General features: G+C 65.2%; 28 protein-coding genes and 1 pseudogene. 17 read left to right on the forward strand and 12 right to left on the reverse strand.

Annotated elements, in window-relative coordinates; translation table 11 throughout:
* Positions 1 to 7 precede the first annotated feature (7 nt).
* From rbfA to ACXJKC_RS13935, 5 genes and pseudogenes are all read left to right on the forward strand, one after another.
* Positions 8 to 373 (forward strand): annotated as a pseudogene (gene rbfA, locus ACXJKC_RS13915) (30S ribosome-binding factor RbfA); the annotation flags it as partial.
* On the forward strand, positions 370 to 1,248 hold the full coding sequence (gene truB / locus ACXJKC_RS13920) for a tRNA pseudouridine(55) synthase TruB (RefSeq protein ID WP_456697332.1): 879 nt from the start codon (positions 370 to 372) through the stop codon (positions 1,246 to 1,248). The pseudogene rbfA and the gene truB, both read left to right, overlap by 4 nt.
* Positions 1,249 to 1,258: 10 nt before the next feature.
* Entirely contained in the window at positions 1,259 to 2,503 is a 1,245-nt protein-coding gene (locus ACXJKC_RS13925; RefSeq protein WP_456697333.1) for a phospholipase D-like domain-containing protein, read from the forward strand.
* Between the two features lie 112 nt (positions 2,504 to 2,615).
* Positions 2,616 to 2,969, forward strand: coding sequence for a hypothetical protein (locus ACXJKC_RS13930; RefSeq protein ID WP_456697334.1), 354 nt, complete (start codon positions 2,616 to 2,618; stop codon positions 2,967 to 2,969).
* A complete protein-coding gene (locus ACXJKC_RS13935) occupies positions 2,969 to 3,820 on the forward strand; it encodes a serine/threonine-protein kinase (RefSeq protein WP_456697335.1) in 852 nt (283 codons plus the stop codon). The genes ACXJKC_RS13930 and ACXJKC_RS13935 overlap by 1 nt, the downstream gene beginning before the upstream one ends.
* Positions 3,821 to 3,830: 10 nt before the next feature.
* On the opposite strand, the gene ACXJKC_RS13940 is transcribed toward ACXJKC_RS13935, so the two are convergent.
* The 3 genes from ACXJKC_RS13940 to ACXJKC_RS13950 form a co-directional block, all read right to left on the reverse strand.
* A complete protein-coding gene (locus tag ACXJKC_RS13940; protein ID WP_456697336.1) occupies positions 3,831 to 4,490 on the reverse strand; it encodes a response regulator transcription factor in 660 nt (219 codons plus the stop codon).
* A gap of 87 nt (positions 4,491 to 4,577) precedes the next feature.
* Complete coding sequence (locus tag ACXJKC_RS13945) at positions 4,578 to 6,011, reverse strand: ATP-binding protein (RefSeq protein WP_456697337.1); 1,434 nt, start codon at positions 6,009 to 6,011, stop codon at positions 4,578 to 4,580.
* Positions 5,980 to 6,291 (reverse strand): hypothetical protein, encoded by a 312-nt coding sequence (locus tag ACXJKC_RS13950; protein WP_456697338.1) that lies wholly within the window; start codon positions 6,289 to 6,291, stop codon positions 5,980 to 5,982. Before ACXJKC_RS13950 ends, ACXJKC_RS13945 begins: the two co-directional genes overlap by 32 nt.
* 109 nt (positions 6,292 to 6,400) lie before the next feature.
* Between ACXJKC_RS13950 and ACXJKC_RS13955 the strand changes: the two genes are divergently transcribed.
* The gene (locus tag ACXJKC_RS13955) at positions 6,401 to 7,330 is read left to right on the forward strand and encodes a bifunctional riboflavin kinase/FAD synthetase (protein WP_456697339.1); all 930 of its coding nucleotides are present in this window, start codon (positions 6,401 to 6,403) and stop codon (positions 7,328 to 7,330) included.
* On the opposite strand, the gene ACXJKC_RS13960 is transcribed toward ACXJKC_RS13955, so the two are convergent.
* A complete protein-coding gene (locus tag ACXJKC_RS13960) occupies positions 7,327 to 8,205 on the reverse strand; it encodes an SGNH/GDSL hydrolase family protein (protein WP_456697340.1) in 879 nt (292 codons plus the stop codon). The genes ACXJKC_RS13955 and ACXJKC_RS13960 overlap by 4 nt on opposite strands.
* Positions 8,202 to 9,071, reverse strand: coding sequence for an SGNH/GDSL hydrolase family protein (locus ACXJKC_RS13965; RefSeq protein WP_456697341.1), 870 nt, complete (start codon positions 9,069 to 9,071; stop codon positions 8,202 to 8,204). Before ACXJKC_RS13965 ends, ACXJKC_RS13960 begins: the two co-directional genes overlap by 4 nt.
* Before the next feature lie 158 nt (positions 9,072 to 9,229).
* On the opposite strand from ACXJKC_RS13965, the gene rpsO reads away from it, so the two are divergent.
* The 4 genes from rpsO to dapB all read left to right on the forward strand — a co-directional run bounded on the left by rpsO (position 9,230) and on the right by dapB (position 13,934).
* Positions 9,230 to 9,520, forward strand: a complete 291-nt coding sequence (gene rpsO, locus ACXJKC_RS13970; protein ID WP_456697342.1) for a 30S ribosomal protein S15 — start codon at positions 9,230 to 9,232, stop codon at positions 9,518 to 9,520.
* A gap of 226 nt (positions 9,521 to 9,746) precedes the next feature.
* Positions 9,747 to 11,969 (forward strand): polyribonucleotide nucleotidyltransferase, encoded by a 2,223-nt coding sequence (locus ACXJKC_RS13975; RefSeq protein ID WP_456697343.1) that lies wholly within the window; start codon positions 9,747 to 9,749, stop codon positions 11,967 to 11,969.
* 7 nt (positions 11,970 to 11,976) lie between these two features.
* A complete protein-coding gene (gene kynU, locus ACXJKC_RS13980; RefSeq protein ID WP_456697499.1) occupies positions 11,977 to 13,185 on the forward strand; it encodes a kynureninase in 1,209 nt (402 codons plus the stop codon).
* 5 nt (positions 13,186 to 13,190) lie between these two features.
* Positions 13,191 to 13,934, forward strand: coding sequence for a 4-hydroxy-tetrahydrodipicolinate reductase (gene dapB / locus ACXJKC_RS13985; RefSeq protein WP_456697344.1), 744 nt, complete (start codon positions 13,191 to 13,193; stop codon positions 13,932 to 13,934).
* A gap of 79 nt (positions 13,935 to 14,013) precedes the next feature.
* On the opposite strand, the gene ACXJKC_RS13990 is transcribed toward dapB, so the two are convergent.
* The 5 genes from ACXJKC_RS13990 to ACXJKC_RS14010 form a co-directional block, all read right to left on the reverse strand.
* Positions 14,014 to 14,319, reverse strand: coding sequence for an AzlD domain-containing protein (locus ACXJKC_RS13990; protein WP_456697345.1), 306 nt, complete (start codon positions 14,317 to 14,319; stop codon positions 14,014 to 14,016).
* The gene (locus ACXJKC_RS13995) at positions 14,316 to 14,987 is read right to left on the reverse strand and encodes an AzlC family ABC transporter permease (RefSeq protein ID WP_456697346.1); all 672 of its coding nucleotides are present in this window, start codon (positions 14,985 to 14,987) and stop codon (positions 14,316 to 14,318) included. Before ACXJKC_RS13995 ends, ACXJKC_RS13990 begins: the two co-directional genes overlap by 4 nt.
* Positions 14,984 to 15,517: an N-acetyltransferase family protein gene (locus ACXJKC_RS14000; protein ID WP_456697347.1), complete on the reverse strand. Its 534-nt coding sequence runs from the start codon at positions 15,515 to 15,517 to the stop codon at positions 14,984 to 14,986. Before ACXJKC_RS14000 ends, ACXJKC_RS13995 begins: the two co-directional genes overlap by 4 nt.
* Complete coding sequence (locus ACXJKC_RS14005) at positions 15,514 to 16,257, reverse strand: slipin family protein (protein ID WP_456697348.1); 744 nt, start codon at positions 16,255 to 16,257, stop codon at positions 15,514 to 15,516. The genes ACXJKC_RS14000 and ACXJKC_RS14005 overlap by 4 nt, the downstream gene beginning before the upstream one ends.
* 120 nt (positions 16,258 to 16,377) lie before the next feature.
* Positions 16,378 to 16,878 (reverse strand): hypothetical protein, encoded by a 501-nt coding sequence (locus ACXJKC_RS14010; RefSeq protein WP_456697349.1) that lies wholly within the window; start codon positions 16,876 to 16,878, stop codon positions 16,378 to 16,380.
* 51 nt (positions 16,879 to 16,929) lie between these two features.
* On the opposite strand from ACXJKC_RS14010, the gene ACXJKC_RS14015 reads away from it, so the two are divergent.
* Together ACXJKC_RS14015 and ACXJKC_RS14020 are read left to right on the forward strand one after the other, a co-directional pair.
* Complete coding sequence (locus ACXJKC_RS14015) at positions 16,930 to 17,724, forward strand: thymidylate synthase (protein WP_456697350.1); 795 nt, start codon at positions 16,930 to 16,932, stop codon at positions 17,722 to 17,724.
* A gap of 10 nt (positions 17,725 to 17,734) precedes the next feature.
* Positions 17,735 to 18,226 carry a dihydrofolate reductase gene (locus tag ACXJKC_RS14020; protein ID WP_456697351.1) on the forward strand — a complete coding sequence of 164 codons (492 nt, stop codon included), beginning with the start codon at positions 17,735 to 17,737 and terminating at the stop codon, positions 18,224 to 18,226.
* On the opposite strand, the gene ACXJKC_RS14025 is transcribed toward ACXJKC_RS14020, so the two are convergent.
* Entirely contained in the window at positions 18,216 to 18,431 is a 216-nt protein-coding gene (locus tag ACXJKC_RS14025) for an amphi-Trp domain-containing protein (protein ID WP_456697352.1), read from the reverse strand. The two genes, ACXJKC_RS14020 and ACXJKC_RS14025, sit on opposite strands and share 11 nt — an antisense overlap.
* A gap of 51 nt (positions 18,432 to 18,482) precedes the next feature.
* Positions 18,483 to 19,268, reverse strand: a complete 786-nt coding sequence (locus tag ACXJKC_RS14030; RefSeq protein WP_456697353.1) for a thioesterase family protein — start codon at positions 19,266 to 19,268, stop codon at positions 18,483 to 18,485.
* Positions 19,269 to 19,321: 53 nt separating this feature from the next.
* Between ACXJKC_RS14030 and dapA the strand changes: the two genes are divergently transcribed.
* The 5 genes from dapA to ACXJKC_RS14055 all read left to right on the forward strand — a co-directional run bounded on the left by dapA (position 19,322) and on the right by ACXJKC_RS14055 (position 24,397).
* Positions 19,322 to 20,236 (forward strand): 4-hydroxy-tetrahydrodipicolinate synthase, encoded by a 915-nt coding sequence (gene dapA / locus ACXJKC_RS14035; RefSeq protein WP_456697354.1) that lies wholly within the window; start codon positions 19,322 to 19,324, stop codon positions 20,234 to 20,236.
* 11 nt (positions 20,237 to 20,247) lie between these two features.
* The gene (locus ACXJKC_RS14040) at positions 20,248 to 21,927 is read left to right on the forward strand and encodes a ribonuclease J (RefSeq protein WP_456697355.1); all 1,680 of its coding nucleotides are present in this window, start codon (positions 20,248 to 20,250) and stop codon (positions 21,925 to 21,927) included.
* A gap of 4 nt (positions 21,928 to 21,931) precedes the next feature.
* Positions 21,932 to 22,513, forward strand: coding sequence for a molybdenum cofactor guanylyltransferase (mobA, locus tag ACXJKC_RS14045; protein WP_456697356.1), 582 nt, complete (start codon positions 21,932 to 21,934; stop codon positions 22,511 to 22,513).
* Positions 22,506 to 22,754 (forward strand): DUF6457 domain-containing protein, encoded by a 249-nt coding sequence (locus tag ACXJKC_RS14050; protein ID WP_456697357.1) that lies wholly within the window; start codon positions 22,506 to 22,508, stop codon positions 22,752 to 22,754. Before mobA ends, ACXJKC_RS14050 begins: the two co-directional genes overlap by 8 nt.
* A gap of 98 nt (positions 22,755 to 22,852) precedes the next feature.
* On the forward strand, positions 22,853 to 24,397 hold the full coding sequence (locus ACXJKC_RS14055; RefSeq protein ID WP_456697358.1) for an MFS transporter: 1,545 nt from the start codon (positions 22,853 to 22,855) through the stop codon (positions 24,395 to 24,397).
* The last annotated feature ends 6 nt before the right edge of the window (positions 24,398 to 24,403 follow it).

Here is a 24,403-nt window from a genome sequence, read left to right on the forward strand (position 1 = left end):
CGACCACGTACAGGATCCGCGATTGGGCTTCCTGACGATCACCGACGTGCGCATGACCGGTGACGGTCAGCAGGCATCGGTGTTCTACACCGTGATGGGCGATGAAGCGCAGCGCGCCGACACCGCCGCCGCGCTCAAGAGTGCCACGGGACTCATCAGGTCAGAGGTCGGCAAACAGCTCGGCACCCGCATCACCCCGTCGATCACGTTCTACCTCGACGCGGTGCCCGAGACGGCCAAGGAGATCGAGGATCTGCTGGCCAAGGTCAAAGCGTCCGATGACGAAGTTGCGGCGCGCTCGGCAGGTGCCGAGTACGCGGGTGACGCTGATCCGTACAAGAAGCCTGTGTCAGATGAGGAAGACGACGAGTGACTGAGCTTCAATCGGGGCTTGTCATTGTCGACAAGCCCTCTGGCTGGACCTCTCATGACGTTGTGGGCAAGATGCGACGCCTGGCGGGCACCAAGAAGGTCGGCCACGCAGGAACGCTCGATCCGATGGCGACCGGCGTCCTGGTGCTCGGAATCAACCGGGCCACGCGGTTGCTCGGCTACCTCACAGCGTCCGACAAGGAGTACCTGGCCACGATCAGGCTGGGTCAGTCGACGGTGACCGACGACGCCGAGGGGGAGATGACCTCGTCCACCACCGCCTCGCACATCGACGCGGCTGCCGTCGCGGCGGTCCTGCCCTCCTACACCGGCGAAATCTCGCAGATCCCGTCGTCGGTGTCGGCAATCAAGGTCGACGGTGTGCGGTCGTACGCCAAGGTGCGCAGCGGCGAAGAAGTCACGCTCAAGGCCCGTCCCGTGACGGTTTCGGAGTTTGTCTTGGGGGATCTTCGCCATGAGGGCGATGTGGTCGACGTCGACGTGCGCGTCGTGTGCTCGAGCGGGACCTATATCCGTGCATTGGCCCGAGACATCGGCGCCGAGCTGGGCGTCGGGGGGCACCTGACGATGCTGCGTCGCACCCGGGTCGGTGGATTCCCCCTGCGCCTCGCGCGCACCGTGGAGGAGTTGGAGAAGGAACTGATGGTCATCGGCCTCGACGACGTCGCCCGGGCGAGCTTCGACTCGTACGATCTGACCGAGCGGGAGGCCAACGACGTGCGTTTCGGTCGCGCGCTGACCGGAATCGATCTGGGGGCTCCGCGCGCGGTTGCGGTATTCGACCCGGCAGGCGAGTTCTTGGCGCTTTACGAACAACGCGGGCAGGTCGCCAAACCTGTCGCTGTATTCGTCTAGGGTTCGATCCATGAGTCTTCGTGCGTCGACCCGCCGGATCCTGCGGCGGGGGCTCATCGGTGCTTTGCTGGTGCAGATCGCCGCTGTGGCGTCGTTGATGGGCGGCACCAAGGTGCGCAAGATGCTGCGCGGACGAAATGTCGCCCCGCTGCCGCCGGCCGATGCCTCGCGCCATGAGATCGGCGACGGCAGCGCCGCCTCGACCTACACCTACGGCGCCGTGCTGTTCGAGGACATGCTCGATGCGATCGCCGGCGCGCGCAAACGCATCCTGCTGGAGTCGTACATCATCAAGGGCGACGCGATGGGACTGCGCTTCAAACAGGCGTTGATCGATGCTGCGGCGCGCGGCGTCGCCGTCCACGTGATCTACGACGGATTCGCCAATATCGTCGTGGGCCGCAAGTTCTTCCGTTTCCCCGACCCGATCCAGGTGATCAAGTATCCGGTCTGGAGTACCGGTTGGCAGGTCTTCAATCCGCGGCGTTATGGCCGGGATCACCGCAAGATCCTCGTCGTCGACGATACGGTGGGCTTCATCGGCGGCTACAACATCGGCGATCTCTATGCGACGCAGTGGCGCGACACACACCTGAGGTTGGAAGGTCCTGCGGTGTGGGATCTCGACAATGCATTCGTCGACTTCTGGAACATCCAGCGCACAGCCGGCCAGCGAGAGCTCGCGCCACTGTCAGTGGCCGATTGGTCGCCGCAGATCCGAGCGCACCGCAATGTGCCGCGACAGTTGATGTTCCCGATCCGCGGGATGTACCTCGAGGCGATCGATCGGGCCCACCACACGATCGACATCACCGCGGCGTACTTCATTCCCGACCGCGATATCTTGGGCGCGCTGCTGGAGGCGAGTCGTCGCGGGGTACGGGTGCGCATCCTGGTGCCCAAGGTCTCCAATCACGTGCTGACCGACTGGTTGTCGCGCGGCTTCTACGGACGCCTGTTGCGCGGTGGCGTCGAGATCCACCGGTACACCGATCACATGGTCCACGCCAAGACCGCCACGATCGACGGTCAGTGGACCACGATCGGCACGGCCAATATCGACCGGCTCAGTCTGACCGGCAATTATGAGATCAACCTAGAGATTCTCGACACCGGCCTCGCGCAGGGCATGTACGAGATCTTCACCGCGGATCTGTCTAAGGCCGACCGCCTCGACCTTCACGAGTGGGAATCGCGTCCCTTCATCAACCGCCTCTACGAGGCGATCCTGCGTCCCCTGGCGCCCCTCCTCTAACTCCCTCTTCAGCGTTGGGGGTGCATGAGAGGGGTCTCATGTTGGGCTCATCCAGGACTTACTTGCGGCCGCGAGGCTGTCTTCAGTAGCAATAACCGACTGAGGAGCAATCATGGACAAGTACGCACGCACAGGCATCGTGGCTGTCGCAGGGGCCGTTGCGCTCGGCGGCATCGGATTCGTCGTGACCGGCGCGAATGCCGATCCGGTCGCCAAACGCGAAGACACCTCGACGTCGTGGACCCAGACAACCGATGTCGACGATGATCTGAACGACGACAACGATCGTTACGACGACTCGCCGACGGTCAACACCGTCAACACGGTCAACACGGCGCCGACCAAGAACACTGCACCGACCAAGAACACGGTCAACACCAAGAACAGCGTTCCGACCAAGAACACGGTCAAGACCGTCAACAGTGTTCCGACCAAGAACACCGCCCCCACCACGAACACGGACTGATGTCCGACACCTGGGGGCTGGCCGGGGGCGACCAGATCGCCCCCGGCCTCACGGCCGTCAAACCGGTCGGCGGCGGCGAGGTCTTCGAGGCTTGGCTCGCCTTCGATGAAAGGCTCTATGCTCCGGTCATCGTCAAGGTCATGCGGCCCGGACATGTCGACATCGGCAGTTCCCGCACCGGCCTGCTGCGTGAGGTGGAGATGCTCTCACGGCTGAGTCATCCTGGCGTCGTGCGGCTGTTCGCGTACGACGACGAGGCCGCACGGCCGTATCTGGTGCTCGAGAACATCGACGGGCCCAATCTGTCTTCGTTGATCTCCAAGCACGGCTACCTGCCGCTGCACCAGTTACTGCCGCTTGGCCTGGAGCTGTGTTCGGCCCTGCACTATCTGCGGGGCACGGGCATCTGCCACCTCGACGTCAAGCCGAGCAACGTCATCATGGGCGCGCCCGCCAAGCTCATCGACCTGAGCATCGCGATGGACGTCAAACAGGCCGCCGATCTGGATCACCCGCTCGGCAGCGATGAGTACATGGCCCCGGAGCAGTGCCGCCCGGGCGATCTGGGACAGGTCGGACACGCCAGCGATATGTGGGCCTTCGGCGCGACGATGTTCCGCGCCGCAGCGGGCTACCGTGCTTTCGACCGCGAACCCCGTTGGGCGCAATTGACTGACGCTCCACACGATCTGCCGCACTTCGTGCCCGCAGAGCTGGGGGAGCTGATCACGTCGTGTCTGGTGAAAGATCCCACCGCCCGTCCGACGCCCATCGAGGTGGCCGAGGCGCTGGAGCCCATGATGGCCCGTCTTCCTCAAGCCAGACTGTCGGGCTTCAAGATCAGCCTGTGACCGGCAGCGGTCAGTCGACGCGGTAGCCGAGACCTCGTGCTGTCGTGACGAGGTCGGCACCCAGCTTCTTTCGCAGATAGCCGACATAGACGTCGACGACGTTCGAGCCGGGATCGAAATCGTAGCCCCAGACCTGCGACAAGAGCTGCTCACGCGACAGGACGAGACCGCGGTTGCGCATCAGCACCTCGGCCAGAGCGAACTCGCGCGCCGACAGTTCGACTTCCTTGTCGGCCACGAACGCGCGGCGGTGCCGCAGGTCGAGGCGCACATCGCCGGCCTCGACCTCGTCATCTGGTGCCGCTTCGCCGGGCGGCCTCAGCCTGAGCCGCACTCTGGCCAGCAGTTCGCCGAACCGGAACGGCTTCGACATGTAGTCGGCGGCCCCACCCTCGAGGGCGGCGATCGTGTCGGTGACCGAATCGCGTGCCGTCAAGACGATGACCGGCAAAGCCGGACGTTCGAGCGACACCCGCTCGAGCACGCGGAAACCGTCCATGCCGGGCAGGCCGATATCGAGCACCATGAGATCGAACTCGCCGGTCAGGGCGTAGTCGAGCCCGGTGATCCCGTCTGCCACGACCGTCGGGGTGAATCCCTCGGCCCTGAGTCCCTTGGCGACGAATGAGGAGATGCGGTCCTCGTCCTCGACGATCAGGATCCTATTCATGCGGTCACCTTCGATGGGAGAGTCAGGGTACGGCGGAGCCCGCATGAAGTGCGCTTGTCGTTCACTCGCTGGCGCTCGTTCATCGGTCTATGCCCCCAGTGGAAGTTGCAGGCGGAACGTCGCTCCGCGCTCGTCTGTCGATCGAGTGTCAAGGACGATCGTGCCACCATGCGCGTCGGCGATCGCACTGACGATCGACAGTCCCAGGCCGAAACCTTCTTGGGCGCCATCGGCTTGTGAGAACCGGTCGAAGATGTCGGAGGCGATCTCCGGGTCGACACCGGCGCSGGKGCCGCGAACCCAGAACTCGAGACGGCCCTCGTGCAGGCGTGATCCGATGCCGATCTCATCGCCAGGCTGCGTGTGTTTGGCCGCATTGTCGGAGAGTTGCAGGAGTGCCTGCGTGATCCGCTGAGCGTCCAGCGCGACGCTGGTGCGTGCGACGCCGTCGAGCAGCCAGTTGCGATCGGCCAAGGCCCGGGCACGTTCGATTGCTCCGAACGTCAAGGATTCGACATCGACCGGATGGGGATCGACGAAGTCGGGGCGGCGAGCCTTGGCGAGCATCAGCAGGTCGTTGACAAGCCGCGACATCCGGTCGATCTCATCGAGAAGAAGAGCACGGGTCGCCTCGACATCGTCCGGGTCGTCGATGTCGAGCACTTCCAGGTGCCCGCGCAGCACGGTCAGGGGAGTACGCAGTTCGTGGCCTGCGTCATCGAGCAGCTCGCGCTGGGTGACGAACGCGGCCTCGAGGCGGTCGAGCATGTCATTGAACGTGCGCTGCAGATCCGACAGGTCGTCGTGGCCCGTGACCTCCAGACGTGCGCCGAGGTCCCCGTCAGAGATTCCTCTGGCAGTGTCCCGTAGCTGACGTACGGGGCTGAGCAGGCGGCCGGCGCTCCACGACGCGATGCCCGCGATGAGGATGACCGATAGCGCCGCCAGCAGGGCATACGTCGTCATGAGTTCACGAAGGGTCGATCGGGCCGCCGTCACGTTGTGGGTCACCACGAACGCCGAGGTGGCCCCGCCCTGTCGGATGGGCTGGACGGCGACTCGATAGCTGCGTCCGGAGACGTCGAGTTTCGCGGTTCCTCCGGTTGCCCGCAGTCGGTCGACCGCGGCCCGAAATGTCGGCGATTTCTGCAGTACCGGATCACCGTCGCCCTGATATGTCGGTCCGCCGGTGGCCGGGAATCCGTACAGCGCTTCATCGTCGTCGGGCAGATTGCGTTCGAGGAAGACCCGCAGGAGCCGGTCGGCGGAGGTGAACGGTTTGCCCGTGCTGGGATCCACTTCACTCTGCAGGGCTCGGAACTCGCCGATCTCCTGGTTCAGGCTGTTTTCGATACCGCGATCGATGCGGCGTGATTCGAGGGCGTACAGCGTCAGGCCGACAGCGAGCAGGGCAACGGACGTCAGCGCACCGACCGTGAGGGTGAGGCGCTGACGAACCGACAATTGCGACAGGGAACGTGGATTCACCTCAGTCGTCGTCGCGATCGTCGAAACGGTCATCGTCGTCGTCATCGTCCGGGCCGTCGTCGTCATCGTCGTCGCGCAGGCGGGGTTTGACGCGGTCGTCATCGTCGTCGTCATCGGTGTCGGTGCTCGGGCTGGCGGACGGGGTCGGCGTCGGGGTAGGGGACGACGGAGCCTGCGTGGTCTCGAGCACGATCGGCTGAGTGTCCTGGGGGGCCGGGTCTGCCCCCGCTGAGACCCGGCCGGCGATCACTGCAGTCAGCGCGATCGCCACAACGGCGAGCAACAGTCCCGGGAGCCGACGTGTCAGGTTCATGGTGAACAGCCTGCCGTATGTGCCCATGCGGGTCGATGAGGAACTGATGAGAACGTTCTTAGGTCCGGCTCGCCCGCGGCCGCCGATTCGGGTATGGCAAAGTTTTCCCGTGACGATCTGGCGAGACATCCTAGGTGCGTCCACTGCTCCTCGGGTCGAACCGGCCGCTGTGACGGTGGGAAACTTCGATGGCGTGCACCGAGGGCACCAGCATGTCGTCCAGCGAACCCGTGAATTGGCCGGTGACCTGCCCGTCATCGCGGTGACCTTCGATCCGCACCCACTGGCCGTCGTCGGTCGAGGTCGGGCGCCGAAGATGCTGACGTCGATCGAGCGGCGGGTCGAGCTTCTGTTGGCCGCCGGTGTCGACGAGGTCAGGATCTTGGACTTCACCCCTCAGATGGCCGGGTGGTCGCCGCAGGAGTTCGTCGACCGCGTCCTGGTCGAGCAGCTGCGAGTCGCGCTCGTCGCAGTAGGCGATAATTTCCGCTTCGGCCACCGCGCCAGCGGTGACACCGCATTCTTGCGTGAGGCCGGTACGCGCGCAGGGTTCACCGTCGACGGCCTGGGCCTCGACGGCGGTGCCGAACCGTACTCCTCGACGTTGGTCCGCGCGATGGTGGCCGACGGCCGGATGAAGGCTGCCGCCGAAGTGCTGGGACGTCCGCACGAGGTAACCGGAATTGTCCGGCAAGGAGATCAGCGCGGCCGGATTCTCGGATTCCCGACCGCCAATGTGCCCGTCGATGAGACCTATGCGGTTCCGCCCGACGGCGTCTACGCGGGTTGGCTGATTCGGGCCGATGGCACCCGGCTCCCCGCCGCCATCTCTGTCGGCACCAATCCGACCTTCGACGGCGTCGAACGTCGCGTCGAGTCCTATGTGTTGGATCGCACGGATCTGGAACTGTACGGCGAGCAGATCGATGTCGAGTTCATCGACATGCTGCGCGGAATGGAGAAGTTCGACGATGTCGACGCTCTTATCGCGCAGATGGACAAGGACGTCGCCGGTATCAGAGTCGTGCTCGGCCTCTAGCCAGTCGGGCTGACCGGTGCCCTCAGGCGGGTGTTGAGCTCGTCGGCGACGGCCGTCATTCCGGCGGCAGTCGGATGCATGGGGGTGCCGTCCCCGTCGGCGCCCTCGAGTGCGTGCACCCAGGCGTCCTGTCCCGCGCAGGCATCGTGGCCGCGCGACAGGTTCTGCAGTGACACGAATTCGATGCCGAGCGCCTTGGCTGCGGCCTGCTGGGTCGCCTCCAGCCGGTTCTGGACTGTCAGGACTTGCTGGACCTGAGCGGCTGTCAGATCGAAGGCGCGGCACGGACCGGCGTCGGGCAGATAGCGCAGATAACCGACCAGAACGATGCGGGCGTCCGGAGCTTTGAACTGGACTACCCGCATCCACCCGGTGAGCTCCTCCTTCGTGGCAGCCAGGACTTTATCGGCGTCGCGCTCGACGAACGTCGTACAGGCCTGCGGAGAGCGTGTTTCGGGGAAGTAGCAGGCGTCGAACAGGCTCTCGTACAACAAGCCGTCATTGCCGCCGGTGCCTATCGTGATCAGCCGGGTGTCGGCATCGACCGCGTCGAGCTGGGCCGCGAAGGTCTCACCGGCGACCTCGGCGGTGCCGCCGATCTCGGCCGATCCGGTGGTCGCGCAGCTGACGTCGGCGAAGCCGGAGATTCCGAGACGAGCCGCGAGCAACGTCGGGTAGTTGCGCTCGGAGCGATGGCAAGCGCCCGATTCGCGGTCGTAAGGGTCGATGCCGGGTCCGCCGACGAAGGAGTCGCCCATCGCGACATAGGACGTCAGGCCCGCGATCGGGGTCGGCTCGGGCAGGGGAGTGGCACTGCTGCTGCATCCTGCCAACAGAACGACGCCGAGCGAGGTGGCGAACAGCCCTGGTCTCACGACTCAGCACTCTTTGCCGACTCGACGGCTGATCCGACGATTTTGGCGACCGCCCGCATGCCGTCCTGGCGAGGGTGGAAGAAGATGCCGTCGCCGTCCGAGGGGCGTGCGCCATTGGTCCACGCTTCGTCGCCGGCGCAGGCGTCATGTCCCCGTGAGGCTTCGAGCAAGGACGTGTAACCGATCCCGGCTCGCTCGGCGGCGGTATCGAGCGTGTGGTCGAGAGCCTGCTCGGCACTGGCGACCCGGTCGGCCTGCGAAGCCGGGACGCCGACGGCGTCGCACGTGCCGCTGGCCGGCATGATGCGCAGATAGCCCACCAGCCGGATCTCGGCCTCTGGCGCTCGGGCGCGGATCGCCTCGACCACTGCGACGATGCTGTCGACGGCCTTGGCAAGGATGGTCGGTGCCTGTGTGTCGACGAAGGTCTCGCACGCGGTGCCCTCCTTCGCGCAGGCAGAGATGAGCGAGGCGAACAGTGCGCCGTCATTGCCGCCGACCCCCAACGTCACCAGGTCGGTCCCAGCGTTCAACGGAGCGAGGCTCACGGTCGACAGCACATCGGCCGAAGTCGCGCCCGAGCAGCTGAGGTCGGTGAACTTGTCGAACTCGGCCGTCTTGGCCAAGAGGGACGGCCAGTTCGCGACCGAGCGCTGGCAGTACCCGGCATCCGACTTCTGGGGAGCGATACCGGGTCCGGCGGTGAAGGAATCGCCGAATGCCACGTACGAGGTGGTCATGTCACGTGGCGTGGGAGATCCAGTCCCCTCCGGGACGGCGTCGGGCGCCGAGCCGGACGAACAGGCCGCGAGAGACATGGCCAGGCCGAAGGCCACCGCGCCGCGTACGATCGTGTCGACTCCCATGACCTGGAGGCTATCGGTCTGGCCGAAGCGGCCAACTGTCGATTGGCCCTGCCAGTGCTGCCGCTGATAGTCTGGACGTTGCCGTGTGATCGGCCACGGATCGATAGTGCCCCGGTGGATGTGCCCGGGCGCGCCGTGCAACGGAACCAAGGAGAGAAATGTCGAAGAAGACTGCTGCGCCCACAGTTGCGGGCGTTGCCAAGGAAGACATCATCAAGCAGTATGCGCTCAAAGACGGTGACACCGGTTCTCCGGAGGTTCAGATCGCGCTGCTGACAGGTCGCATCGCGCACCTGACGGGCCACCTGCAGGAGCACAAGCACGATCACCACAGTCGTCGTGGTCTGCTGCTCCTGGTCGGTCAGCGTCGTCGTCTGCTGAACTACCTGCAGAACACCGATATCGAGCGTTACCGTTCGCTCATTGAGCGTCTCGGTCTGCGCCGCTAGTTTTGCCCTGAGGCGGTCACTTCTCACGAAGTGGCCGCCTCTCGCACAATTCCATACCGCACCACACCAGACGAGAACATCGGGCACGCGCGCTCGGTCCTCGGTAGTGGCCCTCGGAACGCATCGATGCGCAGCCGCAGGCCTCGATCGAAGACCGGCATGGTTCATCCGCCCGATTCAGTTCTCGTCCCATCGATGCAGAGTCAACTCTGCGGAAGGGACTTCCATGACGGAACCCACACTTCACTCTGTCGAGACAGTTATCGACAATGGTGCCTTCGGCACCCGCACGATCCGCTTCGAGACGGGCATCCTCGCCCAGCAGGCCGCCGGTTCGGTGTCCGCATTCCTCGATGACGACACGATGCTCCTGTCGGCCACGACGGCCGGCAAGCACCCCAAGGACCACTTCGACTTCTTCCCCTTGACGATCGACGTCGAGGAGCGGATGTACGCCGCAGGTCGCATCCCGGGATCGTTCTTCCGCCGCGAAGGTCGCCCGTCCGAAGACGCGATCCTCACGTGCCGCCTGATCGACCGCCCGCTGCGCCCGACCTTCAAGAAGGGTCTGCGCAACGAGGTCCAGGTCGTCATCACGGTCCTGGCGCTCAACCCCGACACCCCGTACGACGTCCTCGCGATCAACGCGGCTTCGGCGTCGACGCAGATTTCGGGCCTGCCGTTCACAGGTCCGATCGGCGCCACGCGCGTCGCCCTGATCGACGGTCAGTGGGTCGGCTTCCCGACGCACAGCCAGCTCGAGAACGCCGTCTTCGACATGGTCGTTGCCGGCCGTATCGCCGGCGATGACGTCGCGATCATGATGGTCGAGGCCGAGTCGACTGAGTCGACCTGGGATCTGGTCAAGAGCGGCGTCCAGGCGCCGACTGAAGAGATCGTCTCCGGTGGCCTCGAGGCCGCCAAGGTCTTCATCAAGCAGCTGTGCGAGGCGCAGGCTGAGCTCGCGAGCTCGGCGGCCAAGCCGGTCCGCGACTTCCCGATCTTCCTCGACTACGAAGACGACGTCTACGAAGCCGTTGAGAACGTCGCCAAGGCCGATCTGGCCCAGGCGTTGACGATCGTCAGCAAGGCCGACCGCGAAGAGCGCGAATCCGAGATCAAGGCCGACGTCATCGACAAGATCGGTGCCCAGTTCGAGGGACGTGAGAAGGAGATCGGCGCTGCCGTTCGTTCCGTCACCAAGGCTGTCGTCCGTGAGCGCGTGCTGCGCGACAAGGTCCGCATCGACGGCCGTGGCCTCGAAGACATCCGCGCCCTGAGCGCCGAGGTCGGCATCGTGCCCCGCGTCCACGGCTCCTCGCTGTTCCAGCGTGGCGAGACCCAGATCATGGGAATCACGACGCTCAACATGCTGGGTCTGGAGCAGAAGCTCGACACGCTCTCGCCCGAGACGTCGCGCCGCTACATGCACAACTACAACTTCCCGCCCTACTCGACCGGTGAGACCGGCCGGGTCGGTTCGCCGAAGCGTCGCGAGATCGGTCACGGCGCCCTCGCGGGCCGCGCGCTGCTGCCCRTGCTGCCGACGCGCGAGGAGTTCCCCTACGCGATCCGTCAGGTCTCCGAGGCGCTGAGCTCGAACGGCTCGACGTCGATGGGCTCGGTCTGTGCCTCGACGCTGGGTCTGCTCAACGCGGGTGTCCCGCTGCGCGCACCGGTCGCCGGTATCGCCATGGGCCTGATCTCCGGCGAGATCGACGGCAAGCAGACGTTCGTCACGCTGACCGACATCCTGGGCGCTGAAGATGCTTTCGGCGACATGGACTTCAAGGTCGCCGGAACCCGCGAGTTCGTCACGGCGCTGCAGCTCGACACCAAGCTCGACGGCATCCCCGCCGACGTCCTGGCCGGCGCGCTGAAGCAGGCGTACGGCGCTCGCGTCGCGATCCTCGACGTCATGGCCGAGGCCATCGACGTCCCGGACGAGATGAGCCCCTACGCTCCGCGGATCATCACGATCAAGATCCCTGTCGACAAGATCGGTGAGGTCATCGGCCCCAAGGGCAAGATCATCAACCAGATCCAGGACGAGACCGGCGCCAACATCTCGCTCGAAGACGATGGCACGGTCTACGTCGGTGCGGAAAACGGCGAAGCTGCAGAGGCTGCGCGTGACGCGATCAACGCGATCGCCAACCCGACGATGCCCGAGGTCGGCGAGCGCTACCTCGGCACGGTCGTCAAGGTTGTCGACTTCGGTGCCTTCGTGTCGCTGGCTCCGGGCCGTGACGGTCTGCTGCACATCAGCAAGCTGCGCGAGCTCAACGGCGGCCAGCGGGTCAACAACGTCGAGGACGTCGTGTCCGTCGGCCAGAAGATCCAGGTCGAGATCGCCGAGCTCGGCGACCGCGGCAAGCTGTCGCTCGTCCCCGTGGTCGAGAAGACGGAAGAAGCTGAGGCTCCGGCCGAAGTATCTGCCGACGCCTGATCCTGTTCTGACGAGGGGCCCCCCGGCTTATGGCAGCGGGGACCTCGCCGATCCGCTGGCGCCTTTTCGGGAACGATTCGTTGTCGACGATGACCTGGTGGCGTATCTCGACGGAAACTCGCTGGGCCGCTTGCCCCAGGCGACTCTCGAACGGCTCACGGCGTTTCTGCGCGACGAGTGGGGCGGCCGGCTGATCCGTGGTTGGTCGGAGGGCTGGACGGAGTTGCCGCAGATCGTCGGCGACGAACTCGCATCGGCTGTGCTCGGCGCCAAGGCAGGTCAGACCGTGATCGCCGATTCGACCTCCGTGTGCCTCTACAAGCTCCTGCACGCAGCCGCAGAGCTGAGGGCGGGCCGCGACGAGATCGTGATCGACGCGACGAACTTCCCGACCGACCGCTACCTGGCCGAATCAGTGGCAGCTAGCCGGGGGATGACAGTGTGCTGGCTCGAACCGGAGATGATCGAGAACGTCACTGTCGAGGTGCTGAACGAAGTGCTGGGGGAGCGCACTGCCGTGGTCCTGCTGAGCCACGTCGACTACCGCTCCGGGACATTGCTCGACCTCCCGGGATTGACCGCTTCGATCCACGCGGCAGGAGCGGTCGTCATCTGGGACCTGTGTCATTCCGCAGGAGTCGTCGAGATCGATCTGGATGGCGCTGACGTCGATTTCGCGGTCGGTTGCACCTACAAGTACCTCAACGGCGGGCCCGGCTCGCCGGCGTTCATCTATGTGGCGGAGCGACACCTGGCCCGGGCCAAGCAGCCGATCAGCGGCTGGTGGAGCGCCGCAGACATGTTCGCGATGGCAGACGTCTATGAGGCGTCGCCGTCGATCCGTCGGATGCTGAGTGGCACGGCGTCCGTGCAGGGCATCCTCGCGGTGCGTGAGGGCGTGAGGCTCGTCGCCGAGGCGGGCATCGAGGCGATACGCGACAAGTCGGAGCGTCTGACGTCCTACGCCATGGCGCTGCTCGACCAGGCTGGTTTCGAGGTCGCTACGCCGCGCGACATCTCCCTGCGAGGCAGTCATGTGACGGTGCGTCATCGCGATGCCCGCGCTATCACGGCCCAGTTGGTAACCAGGGGAGTTGTCCCAGACTTCCGGGAGCCCGATCTGATCCGACTCGGGCTGTCGCCGCTGACGACGTCGTATGCCGAGTTGGCCGAGGGAGTGCGCATCCTGAGCGAGACGGCGACGCCGATAGGCTGACGTCCATGACACGGGTGGCAGTGCTGGGCGCCAAAGGGCGCATGGGTTCGGAGTCGGTTCGGGCGATCAACGCCGCTGAGGGCCTCGAGGTGGTCGCCGAGATCGACTTGGGTGATTCGCTCGATGTCATCACGTCATCTGGTGCAGAAGTCGCACTCGATTTCACTCAGCCCGGTGTCGCCCTCGACAATGTGGCCTGGTGCATCGACCACGGTGTCGACGTCGTGGTGGGCACATCGGGATTCGATGATGACCGCATTGCGACGGTGCGCGCCAAGCTCGGGGATGCGCCCACGGCCAGTGTCCTGATCGTGCCGAACTTCTCGATCGGTGCGATCTTGATGATGAAGTTCGCCACTGCGGCGGCACCGTTCTTCGAATCGGTCGAAGTCATCGAGATGCACCATCCCAACAAGGTCGACGCACCTTCTGGAACGGCCGTGCGCACGGCTGAGCTCATCGCAGCTGCACGCGCCGCCGCTGGATCGCCGCCGCTGCCCGATGCCACGACGACCGACCCCGACGGCGCACGGGGCGCGAAGATCGCCGGTGTGCCGGTTCACGCCGTCCGGGCGCGGGGATTCGTCGCTTCGCAGGAGATCATGTACGGCGGCGAGGGCGAGTCGTTCTCGATCCGCCACGATTCGCACGACCGTACCTCGTTCATGCCCGGGGTCGTCGCAGCTGTGCGGGGTGTCGGCGGACGTCCCGGCGTGACAGTCGGGTTGGACGAGATCCTCGGCCTCTGAGCAAGATGTCGGCGGTTCCGGGTCGATAACCCGGCCGGTTCGACCCAGAACCGCCGACATCTTGGGGGATGGGGGCGGGTCAGAGTTGGCGGATCAGGGCGGCTGCTACTGCGGCCGCGACGACCATCGGCAGGAACGGGACTCTGAACGCCAGTAGAACTGCTGCTACTCCGAGGCCCACCAGACGGGCGTCCAGCACGACCTCCTTGTCGCTGCCGAGCACCTGGACCGCGATCAGTGCGCCGAGGAGTGCGACCGGGATCAGATCAGCAGCCCGGATCGTCCAGGGATGATTGAGCACCCGTGCAGGCACCGACAGACCCGCGAGCTTCAGCGCGAAACATCCCACGATCATGATGACGATCGCGATCCACACCGACGTCACGACTCGGCCCTCGGACGCCAGAGCATCCCGAGCAGGACGGCAGCCGCCCCGCCGATGATGATCGGCATACCGGCCGCAGCAATGGGCACCGACCCCAGGGCCACCGCGGCGGCGAACAGTGCCACGATCCGGGCATGCCAGGACGTGAGTCTGGGCCACAGCAAGCCGAGGAATGCCGCTCCGACCGCTGCGTCGAGACCGTAGGTACGGGGATCGCCGACCTTCTCGCCGGCCAGTGCACCCACCAAGGTGAAGATGTTCCACAGGATGAAGATCGACAGCCCGGTCCAGTAGAACCCCAACCGCGATTGGTGCTGATTGTCACGGGTCACCGCCATGGCCGTGGATTCGTCGATCACCAGATGCGCTGAGGCAAGGCGCTCGGCGGGGGACAGGCCGAGCTTCTGTGCCAGGCTCAGACCGTAGAACAGATTGCGGCTGCCCAACAGCACCGACGTCAGCGCACCCGCGATCGGGTTGCCGCCCGAGGCGATGATGCCGATGAAGGCGAACTGCGAAGCACCGGTGAACACGAGCAGCGACAGGGCGCACGTCTGCAGGACGCTGAGCCCCGACGCCGTCGAGATCACGCCGAACGAGACGCCGTACACGCCGGTTGCCACGCCCACGCCGAGCGAGTCGACGATGACGGATCGGTCAGTCGTCATGCCAGTGCAGTGTGGAGCCGGATCTGCTTGACCGTCGCTCCGGTGTCGCCTTCCAGCTCGCGATGGGCGCCGTCAGCGGCCCAACCAGACTCTGTGACGAAGGCGCGAAGCACGTCATCGGTCGAGGCGATCCACCAACGTGCCCGGGTGAACTTGTCGGCAACCAGGGTGTCGACGGCGGCCTGCAGCAGACGGGATCCGTGACCGTCTCGCTGATGAGCAGGATCAACCATGAACTCGCCGATCTCGCCGTCGGCGACCTGGTCGCTGTCGGGGTCGTAGGACGGGTGGACCAGGGCAAAGCCCCTGATGTCGGCCCGTTCCAAGGCCACGAGCACCCGCATCCGCGCGTCCTGAGGTGAGGAGATGAGGTTGGCCCAGCGCTCGGTCAACTCAGCCGGATCGAGGGCGTCCAATACGTCTGTGGGGACCAAGTCATTGGCGCGCCAGCAGGCCAGCTGGACGCGAACCATCGAGGCTGCGTCATCCGGCCAGGCCAGTCGTGCGCTGACGTCTGCGGTAGGGCTCATGCAGTGGGACGTTCGATGATGACGGTGCCGCCGTGGGAGGCGGCTGTCTCTGCGAGGCGGAGCGAGGCAAGCATCGGGTGATCCTCCAAGATCTTGGCGCTGTTGGCCATGGCACGCATCACAGCGACTTCGCTGCGGGCGCGCTCAAGTGCGACCTGCGCTTGGCGCTGGGCAGTGATGAGTTCTTCGCTGGCGCGCCGAATCTCGCCGGGAATCAACACGTCTCGGATGCCGAAGTCAGTGATCTCGCAGCCCGTGGCGGACGCAGCCGCGGCGATCTGCGCAGGAGGCTGGTCGACCGTGATGCCGGCGACGACCTCGTCGAGAGTACGTGCACGGATCTCGTCACGCAGCCAGGTCTTGACGGCGTCGTACAGGAAGGCGAGTGGATCGGCGGCGTGCTCGACATGTGCGACGGGGTCTACAACGCGCAGCTGGGCGGCAGCGCTGACTTTGACGTTGATCCCGTCGGAGGTCGGCACCTCTTGGGGACGGACCTCGAAGAGCTGGACACGTGTGTCGATGCGCTCATAGGTGTGACCGGAGCCCCAGATGCGGTGGCGTCCCGGTTCGAGGACGTCGATGAGCGCGCCGTGGCGGTAGTGGACGAAGCGCTCGTACGGCATCACGGTCACCATGATGAGTCCCTTTCCAATGGTGGTCCGTTCGCAGATCGGCTCGGAATCGAGGCGGGGAGCCCGAAGCCCCGCAGAGCCCTTCATCCGTGCCCCGAAGGGCATGCCGATCTGCGAACGGGCCTATAGGAGTCCATTTTTGAGATGGCAATCCACGGAGTACAACGCGTGGAAACCGTGTGACCTACGGTCACTGGTCCACTGATTCCGTGGACGGTCAGTCTGTCATGAGTCGAGAAAGCTCTCCACCAGGTGTGACTTGGTTCCGCGTGATTCCAGCATCGCCGCGGTCATCGAGGTGTTCCGCAGGCTGGGCCAGATCTCCCAGGTCAACACGATCAGGCCCGGGAAACCGGCGATGATGAGCGGCCAGCCGCCGTGACCGGCCACGAACGTCACGACGACCGCGATCAACAGCGGGATCTCGCACCATACGAGTTTGCGGACGGTCTGACCGGCGAAGATGCCGACCGCGGTCTGGCTGACCTCTTCAGGGTCGAGGTCGGGCGGCAGCGGTGAGCCGGTCAACCAGACCCGTTCGGCAAAGAACGCACCGAGCCCGACCAGGGCGACGAGCGCCACCGCCAGCCAGATCGGGGGGAAGGGCTCGTCGGTACCGCCGAGCATGAAGAACAGCAGGACGTAGAAGCCTGCTGTGAGGCTGATTTGCAGGACGGCGAATTTGCGGACTTCAGTGGGAGTTGCGTCGTATTCATCACTCGGCATGCAGAGAGTTTCGCACAGGGTTTGGTGTTGTGGAATTGATACTGTGGACCCATGCGGGCCTACCTCGATCTCGTCCAGAAAATCCTCGATGACGGGGTCGCCAAGGGCGACCGCACCGGCACCGGAACACGCAGCGTTTTCGGTCACCAGATGCGATTCGACCTGGCCGAGGGCTTCCCGCTCGTAACGACCAAGAAGATCCACCTCAAGTCGGTCATCGCCGAACTGTTGTGGTTCATCAAGGGCGACACCAATACCGGTTATCTACGCGAGAACGGTGTGTCGATCTGGGACGAGTGGGCCGATGAGAATGGTGATCTCGGCCCGGTCTACGGCTACCAGTGGCGCTCCTGGCCTGCGCCCGACGGCCGGCACATCGACCAGTTGTCACAGGTCATCGAACAGATCCGCACGAATCCCGACTCGCGCCGTCATATCGTCAGCGCCTGGAACGTGGCCGATCTCGACGCCATGGCGCTGATGCCGTGCCATGCGTTCTTCCAGTTCTACGTCGCCGACGGCAAGCTGTCGTGCCAGATGTACCAGCGTTCGGCGGATGTCTTCCTGGGCGTGCCGTTCAATATCGCGTCGTACGCGCTGCTGACCCAGATGGTCGCCCAGGTCACGGGCCTGGAGGTGGGCGAGTTCGTCCACACCCTGGGTGATGCGCACCTGTACGTCAATCATCTCGATCAGGCGCGCGAACAGCTCACGCGGGAGCCCCGGGCCCTGCCGACGTTGTGGCTCGACCCGTCGGTGACCTCGATCGACGATTTCTCCCTCGACTCGATCAAGGTCGAGGGCTATGACCCGCACCCGTTGATCAAAGCGCCGATCGCAGTATGAAGGCGGCGCTGTGACAGTCGCGTTGGTCGTCGCGATCGGCGACAACGGGGTCATCGGGTACCAAGGCGATATGCCCTGGCCCCGTACGGGCGACCAGGTGCAGTTCAAGCAGCTCACGATGGGCCATCCCATGATCATGGGACGCACGACGTTCGAGTCGATCGGACGGCCGCTGCCGGGACGCACGTCGATCGTGTTGACCCGCGATCCCGACTGGACCGCCGAGGCCGTCGAAGTGGCGGCCAGCCTGGAACAGGCGCTCAAAATCGCGGCAGACCTCGACGACGAGGTGTTCATCATCGGCGGTGCGCAGGTGTACGCCGCTGCGATCGAGGCCCGCGTGGTCGACCGGATGGTCGTGACCCACGTGCACCTCTCGCCCGAGGGCGACGCCTGGTTCCCCGACCTCGACTGGTCGCAGTGGAGCGAGACGAGCCGGCAAGCCTATGACGGTTACGACATCGCCGACTACGAGCTGCGCGGGGCGTCCGCTACCAGGTGAGTTCGATCTCGAGCTCGTTCTCGTCGCCGATCTCGACCTCGATCTTGAGCTTGACCTCGTCGGGGATGCTGACGGTGATCCGGCGTCCGTCGCGTTCGAACTCGACCGAGTTGTGACGCGCCAGGGCGTCGGCGAGAGCGTGCAGCTTGGCGGCGGCGTCCTCGCGGGACAGCGTTGTCGTGTTGTCGATCTCGAACAGGTCCACGGGTACTCCTCGGTAGGCGGTGCAGCTTTGCCCCGAGAGTACCGATACGGCCTAGAGGAGGATCCCGAGCTGGCGACTCTGAGCGACCAGGTTGCCCTCTTCGTCCCAGAGCTCGCAGTCTTCCTCGTGGAAGCCGTTGACGATGTGCCGGGTCGTGAGCTTGGTAGCGATCCAGCCGGGGCTCGGTAGTCGGTGCAGGTGCACGGTCAGCTGGACCGTCATGGAGTTGTGGCCCGGACCCAGTTCGGTGACCGGAGGCATGAATGAGTCGCACAGGAAGGCCAAGGCGGGAAAGTCGATCTCGCGGCCGTCGCGCAGGCGCTGCCAGACCGTCAGTGTGGGATCGTCGGTCCACTTCTGGAACACGACGGCGGGTATCTGGTCGATGCGGTAGTCGACGCGATCGAACAGGCCGCCTTCGGGCATCCCGTTGCCGCGGGCATCGAAGCACTCCGACGGAGGTTTCATCGTCGGCGGCGCGCCGAGCTCACGAGTGATCCCTCCGGTTCGCTCGCCGAAACTCGCAGTCATCTCCGCGACGTGCCGGTCGCCCTCCCACAGCGAAGCCGAGCCGGTCTGCACCCGCCGGCCCATCCGCAAAGTTGACGTACGCAACTCTGCGGCGCCGGTTTCAGGCGATGCGAGATACGAGATCGAGGCGACCAGAGGATCGCCTGCCCCCATCTCCTCACCCAGGCCGCGCAGCATCGCGGCCAGGATGTAGCCGCCATTGGGCTTGCCGAGCGGAGTGTTCCACCGGTCGGTCAGGGTCAGATCGCGCGTTCCGTCACCGCGTGGGACCGATGCGGTGTCGATGTCGTAGATGTCTTGACTCACATGTCCATCCTGCCGGTCGTCACCGACAGGTACTCAGGCGGTAGCCTCGGGGTATGACGTCGCCGTTCGCAACTGAGGCAGCGCCCTTCGGGCGTGTGCTGACAGCCATGGTCACGCCGTTCACCGTTTCGGGTGAACTCGATCTCGACGCGGCGCAGAAGGTGGCGTCATATCTGGTCGACCAGGGCAATGACGGACTGGTGGTCAGCGGCACGACCGGCGAATCGCCCACGACGACCGGCGAAGAGGACGGACGTCTGTTGGCGGCCGTGCTCGAAGCCGTCGGCGACCGGGCCACGATCGTCGCAGGCGTCGGGACGAATGACACCCGCCACTCGATCGAGCTCGCTCAACAGGCGAAGAAGATCGGCGCCCACGGCCTGCTCATCGTGACGCCGTACTACAGCAAGCCGCCCCAAGCAGGCATCGTCGCGCACTTCAACGAGGTCGCACGGGCAGGCGACGACGTACCGGTCATGCTCTATGACATCCCCGGTCGTGCAGGCGTCGCGATCGCACCGCCGTCGTACGCCGAGCTGGTCAAGAACCCCTTGATCATCGCGGTCAAGGACGCTGTGGGCGACTTCAACCGTGGTGCGTGGATCATGCGCGAGACGGGTATCAAGTTCTACTCCGGTGACGATCCGCTGAACTTCGGCTGGCTGGCGCACGGCGCCAGCGGTGTCGTCAGCGTCGTCGGTCACGCAGCAGCACGTCAGTATGCCGATCTGGTCGCGGCAGTCGACGCAGGGGACCTGAGGGCCGCCCGCGCGATCAACGACCAATTGCTTCCCGCCGTCCAGGCGTTGATGACACACACGCAAGGTGCGATCACCGCGAAGGCAGCGTTGCAGCTGCTTGGCGTGATCGAGAACCGCACGATGCGTGCCCCGCTGCCTGAAGCCACTGACGAAGAGGTTGCGATTGTTCGCGCCGGACTCGTGGCCTCAGGCCTTCTTGAAAGCTAGGCCACTCTTATATGAGCCATATGCACCTGGAGCTCGACGCTCCGCCCGCACTGCCCGAAGGCGCCCTGCGCGTCATTCCGCTTGGCGGACTCGGAGAAATCGGTCGCAATATGACCGTGTTCGAGTACGGCGGCAAGCTCCTGATCGTCGACTGCGGCGTACTGTTCCCAGAGGAGACCCAGCCCGGTGTCGACCTGATCCTGCCCGACTTCGGGCCGATCCGCGATCGGCTGAAGGACGTTGTCGGCATCGTGCTCACACACGGCCACGAGGACCACATCGGCGGAGTTCCGTACCTGCTGCGCGAGCGCGGCAACATCCCCGTGATCGGCTCCAAGCTGACGCTGGCGTTCCTCGACCCGAAGCTCAAGGAGCACCGGCTCAAGGACGCCCCGAAGTACATCGTTTCGGAGGGCGAGGTCGCGACGTTCGGCCCGTTCGAGTGCGAGTTCGTCGCGGTCAACCACTCGATCCCCGACGCTTTGGCCGTCGCGATCAAGACCCCGGCCGGCGTCGCACTGCACACCGGCGACTTCAAGATGGATCAGTTGCCGCTCGACGGACGTATCACCGACCTGCGGGCCTTCGCCCGCCTCGGTGAAGAGGGCGTCGACCTGTTCCTGACCGACTCGACGAATGCCGAGGTCCCGGGCTTCACGACGTCGGAGCGCAATATCACCCCGGCTATCGATGCGGTGTTCGCCAGCAGCAAGAAGCGCATCATCGTGGCGTCCTTCGCTTCGCACATCCACCGTGTGCAGCAGGTCATCGACGCGGCGGCCAAGCACAATCGCAAGGTCGCCTATGTCGGACGTTCGATGGTCCGCAATATGCAGATCGCCCGGGAGTTGGGCTACCTCCACGTGCCTGACGGTGTCGTCGTCGACAAGATCGACGCGGCTCCGCCACACCAGATGGTGCTGATGTCGACCGGTTCGCAGGGCGAGCCGATGGCGGCTCTGTCGCGCATGGCCAACAACAGCCACCAGCAGGTCAGCCTGGAACCCGGTGACACGGTTCTGATGGCCTCGTCGCTGATCCCCGGCAACGAGAACGCGATCTACCGGGTCATCGACGGTCTGACCAAGCTGGGTGCCAACGTCGTGCACAAGGGCAATGCGCTGGTGCACGTCTCGGGCCACGCGTCGGCCGGCGAGCTGCTCTACTGCTACAACATCGTCAAGCCCAGCAACGTTCTGCCGGTGCACGGCGAGATCCGCCACCTGCATGCCAATGCCAAGCTCGCGACGGCCACCGGCGTCCCGAACGTGCTGCTGGCCGAGGACGGCTACGTCATCGACCTGGTCGACGGACATGCCTCGATCACCGGTGCGGTCGACTGCGGCTACGTCTATGTCGACGGCTCGTCGGTGGGCGATCTGACCGACTCCGAGCTCAAGGACCGTCGCGTCCTGGGCGAAGAGGGCTTCATCTCGGTCGTGGTCGTCGTGGATTCGGCCACGGGCAAGATCCTGTCCGGTCCCGAGATCCACGCGCGCGGCATCGCCGAGGACGATTCGAAGTTCGACGAGATCCTGCCCAAGATCGTGGCGGCGCTCGAAGAGGCGATCGGTGACGGCACCCGCGACTCCGGCCAGCTCCAGCAGGTCATCCGCCGGGTGCTCGGTTCATTCGTCGGACGTCGGCTGCGTCGTCGCCCGATGATTCTGCCGGTCGTCATTCAGGCCTGACATCATGACCGCGTTCGACGCGATCGTCCTGGCAGGCGGTCGGTCGAGCCGTATGGACGGCGTCGACAAGATCGGCGTGGTCCTCGACGGTCTGCCGTTGCTGGCACACGCCTGCGAGGCAGTATCGGCGGCGGGGACGCTCGTGGTGGTGGGACCGGACGGTCTGGCCGGCACAGCACCGCGCGCCGTCGTCGTGCGTGAGGATCCACCGTTCGGCGGACCGGCGGCCGCGCTGGGAGCAGGTCTGGCCGCGCTGGGCAATGATCCGGCAGAGCTGGTCGTCGTCCTCGCGGCTGATGTGCCCCGGGCCGCTGCTGCGGTTCCGGCCCTGCTGGCTGTGGCGCCTGACAGCGTCGACGGGGTCGTGGCGCGCTCCTCTGACGGGCACCGCCAGCCGCTTGTCGCGGTCTACCGTGTGAAGGCGCTGGCGACGGTCCTCGCTGCCCACGAGCCGCTGACAGACCTCGGGGTCACTCGGGTGACCCGGGACCTCGCCCTGACAATCCTCGATCTGCCCGACGACGTCCTCGCCGATATCGACACACCCGCTGATCTGCGACGTTTCAAGGAGTCCGAACATGACTGAACAAGTTCTGGCCAAGTGGGCCGAAGGTCTCGCTACCGACCTCGGCATCGAGCAGGTGCTTGACGTCGACACTGTGCTCAAGCTCGCGGCAGATGCGGCGCACGGAGTCGTCCGGCCCGCAGCGCCGCTCACGACCTTCCTGGCGGGTGTCGCGATAGGTCAGGGTGATCGTGACCCGGCCAGGGTCGCCGAGGTGTTGGCGACGGTCCAGGACGCGCTGGAACGCTGGGCTGTGGAGTAACTTCTCACAGTCGTCCCTCCCGCACCGTGCGGGAAGTGTTACTCACTGCTGACTCGATGACACCCTTCGGCGAAACACACGCTTCCTAGGTTCAAGTCATGACCAGCGTCGTGACAAGCCCGCCCGACCACGAGTCGGCCCCGTCCCGCCCGACCCGCCGGCGCACCGGCCGGTGGATCGACGAATGGGATCCGGAGAATCCGGCCCAATGGGAGGCCGGCGGCAGCCGGGTGGCCCGCCGCAACCTGATCTGGTCGATATTCGGCGAGCACCTCGGCTTCTCGGTGTGGCTGATGTGGAGCGCGGCCGCCGGCCTGCTGGCCAAGGCCGGCTTCGCGTTCACGGCACAGGAGTTGTTCTGGCTCGTCGCGGTGCCCAATCTGGTCGGCTCGCTGCTGCGACTGCCGTACACATTCGCGGTGCCGAAGTTCGGTGGTCGCAATTGGGCCGTGTTCAGCGCCTTGATGTTGCTCGTCCCGACGTTGCTGTTCGCGTGGTTCGTGCAGCGCCCGGACACGCCGTATTGGGTCTTCATCGCCATCGCGGCGACGGCAGGCGTCGGGGGCGGCAACTTCGCGTCCTCCATGGCCAGCATCAACTTCTTCTACCCGGCCCGACTCAAGGGCACTGCTCTCGGGCTGAACGCGGCAGGTGGCAATCTCGGTGTTGCGGTGATCCAGTTCTTCCTGCCGATCATCGTGGGCGGAGCCGGGGCTTTCGGGTTGGTCAAGGCCAGCCAGAGCGGAATCGTGCTGGAGCGGGTCGGTTATCTGTACGCAGCGCTGGCGGTCGTGGCCGCGCTGACGGCGTACTTCTTCATGAACAACCTCGCTGCGGCGTACTCCCGACCACGTGAACAGCTGGCCGTCGTCAAGTACAAGCACACCTGGGTCATGTCGCTGCTGTACATCGGCACGTTCGGCTCGTTCATCGGCTACTCCGCGGCGATGCCGTTGCTGATCAAGATCAACTTCTTCAACCAGCCGATTCCGACGATTCCCGGCATCGGCATCAACTTCGCGTTCTACGGCTTCCTTGGCGCACTGGTCGGTTCGTTGACCCGGCCGTTCGGGGGATGGCTGGCCGATCGGTTCGGCGGTGCACGCATCACACTGTTCGCCTTCATCGGCATGATCGTCGGTACCGGGCTGGTCATGCTGTCCCTCGCCCAGCTCGAGGCCGTGCCGAAGCCGGCCGGTTCGCTCGATCCGGCCACGTTCACGTACTCCGGGGCGGTGCGAACTGCCGTCGAGCACAACACCGATGTCTTCCCGTGGTTTCTCGGCGCCTTCCTGATCGTGTTCGCTGCCACTGGCATCGGCAATGGTTCGACGTATCGGATGATCCCGCTGATCCAGCGGACATACGCACAACAGGTGGGAACCGACGGCAGCCCGGCCCGACTCGCCGCGGAGCGACGTTCACCCAAGGAAGCATCGGCCGTCATCGGGATGGCGGGGGCTGTCGGGGCCCTTGGTGGATTTCTTATCCCGATCACGTTCAGCGCACCCTGGATCGCCGATCCCGTGGATGCGGTCAAGAGCGCGTTCTGGGTTTTCACCGCGTTCTATGTCGTCTGCCTGGCGGTGACCTGGCTGTTCTACCTGCGACCGAAATCGGTCATGGCCAAGGCGGGCGTGTGAGCATCG

This window comes from Aeromicrobium sp. P5_D10 (assembly GCF_054049535.1).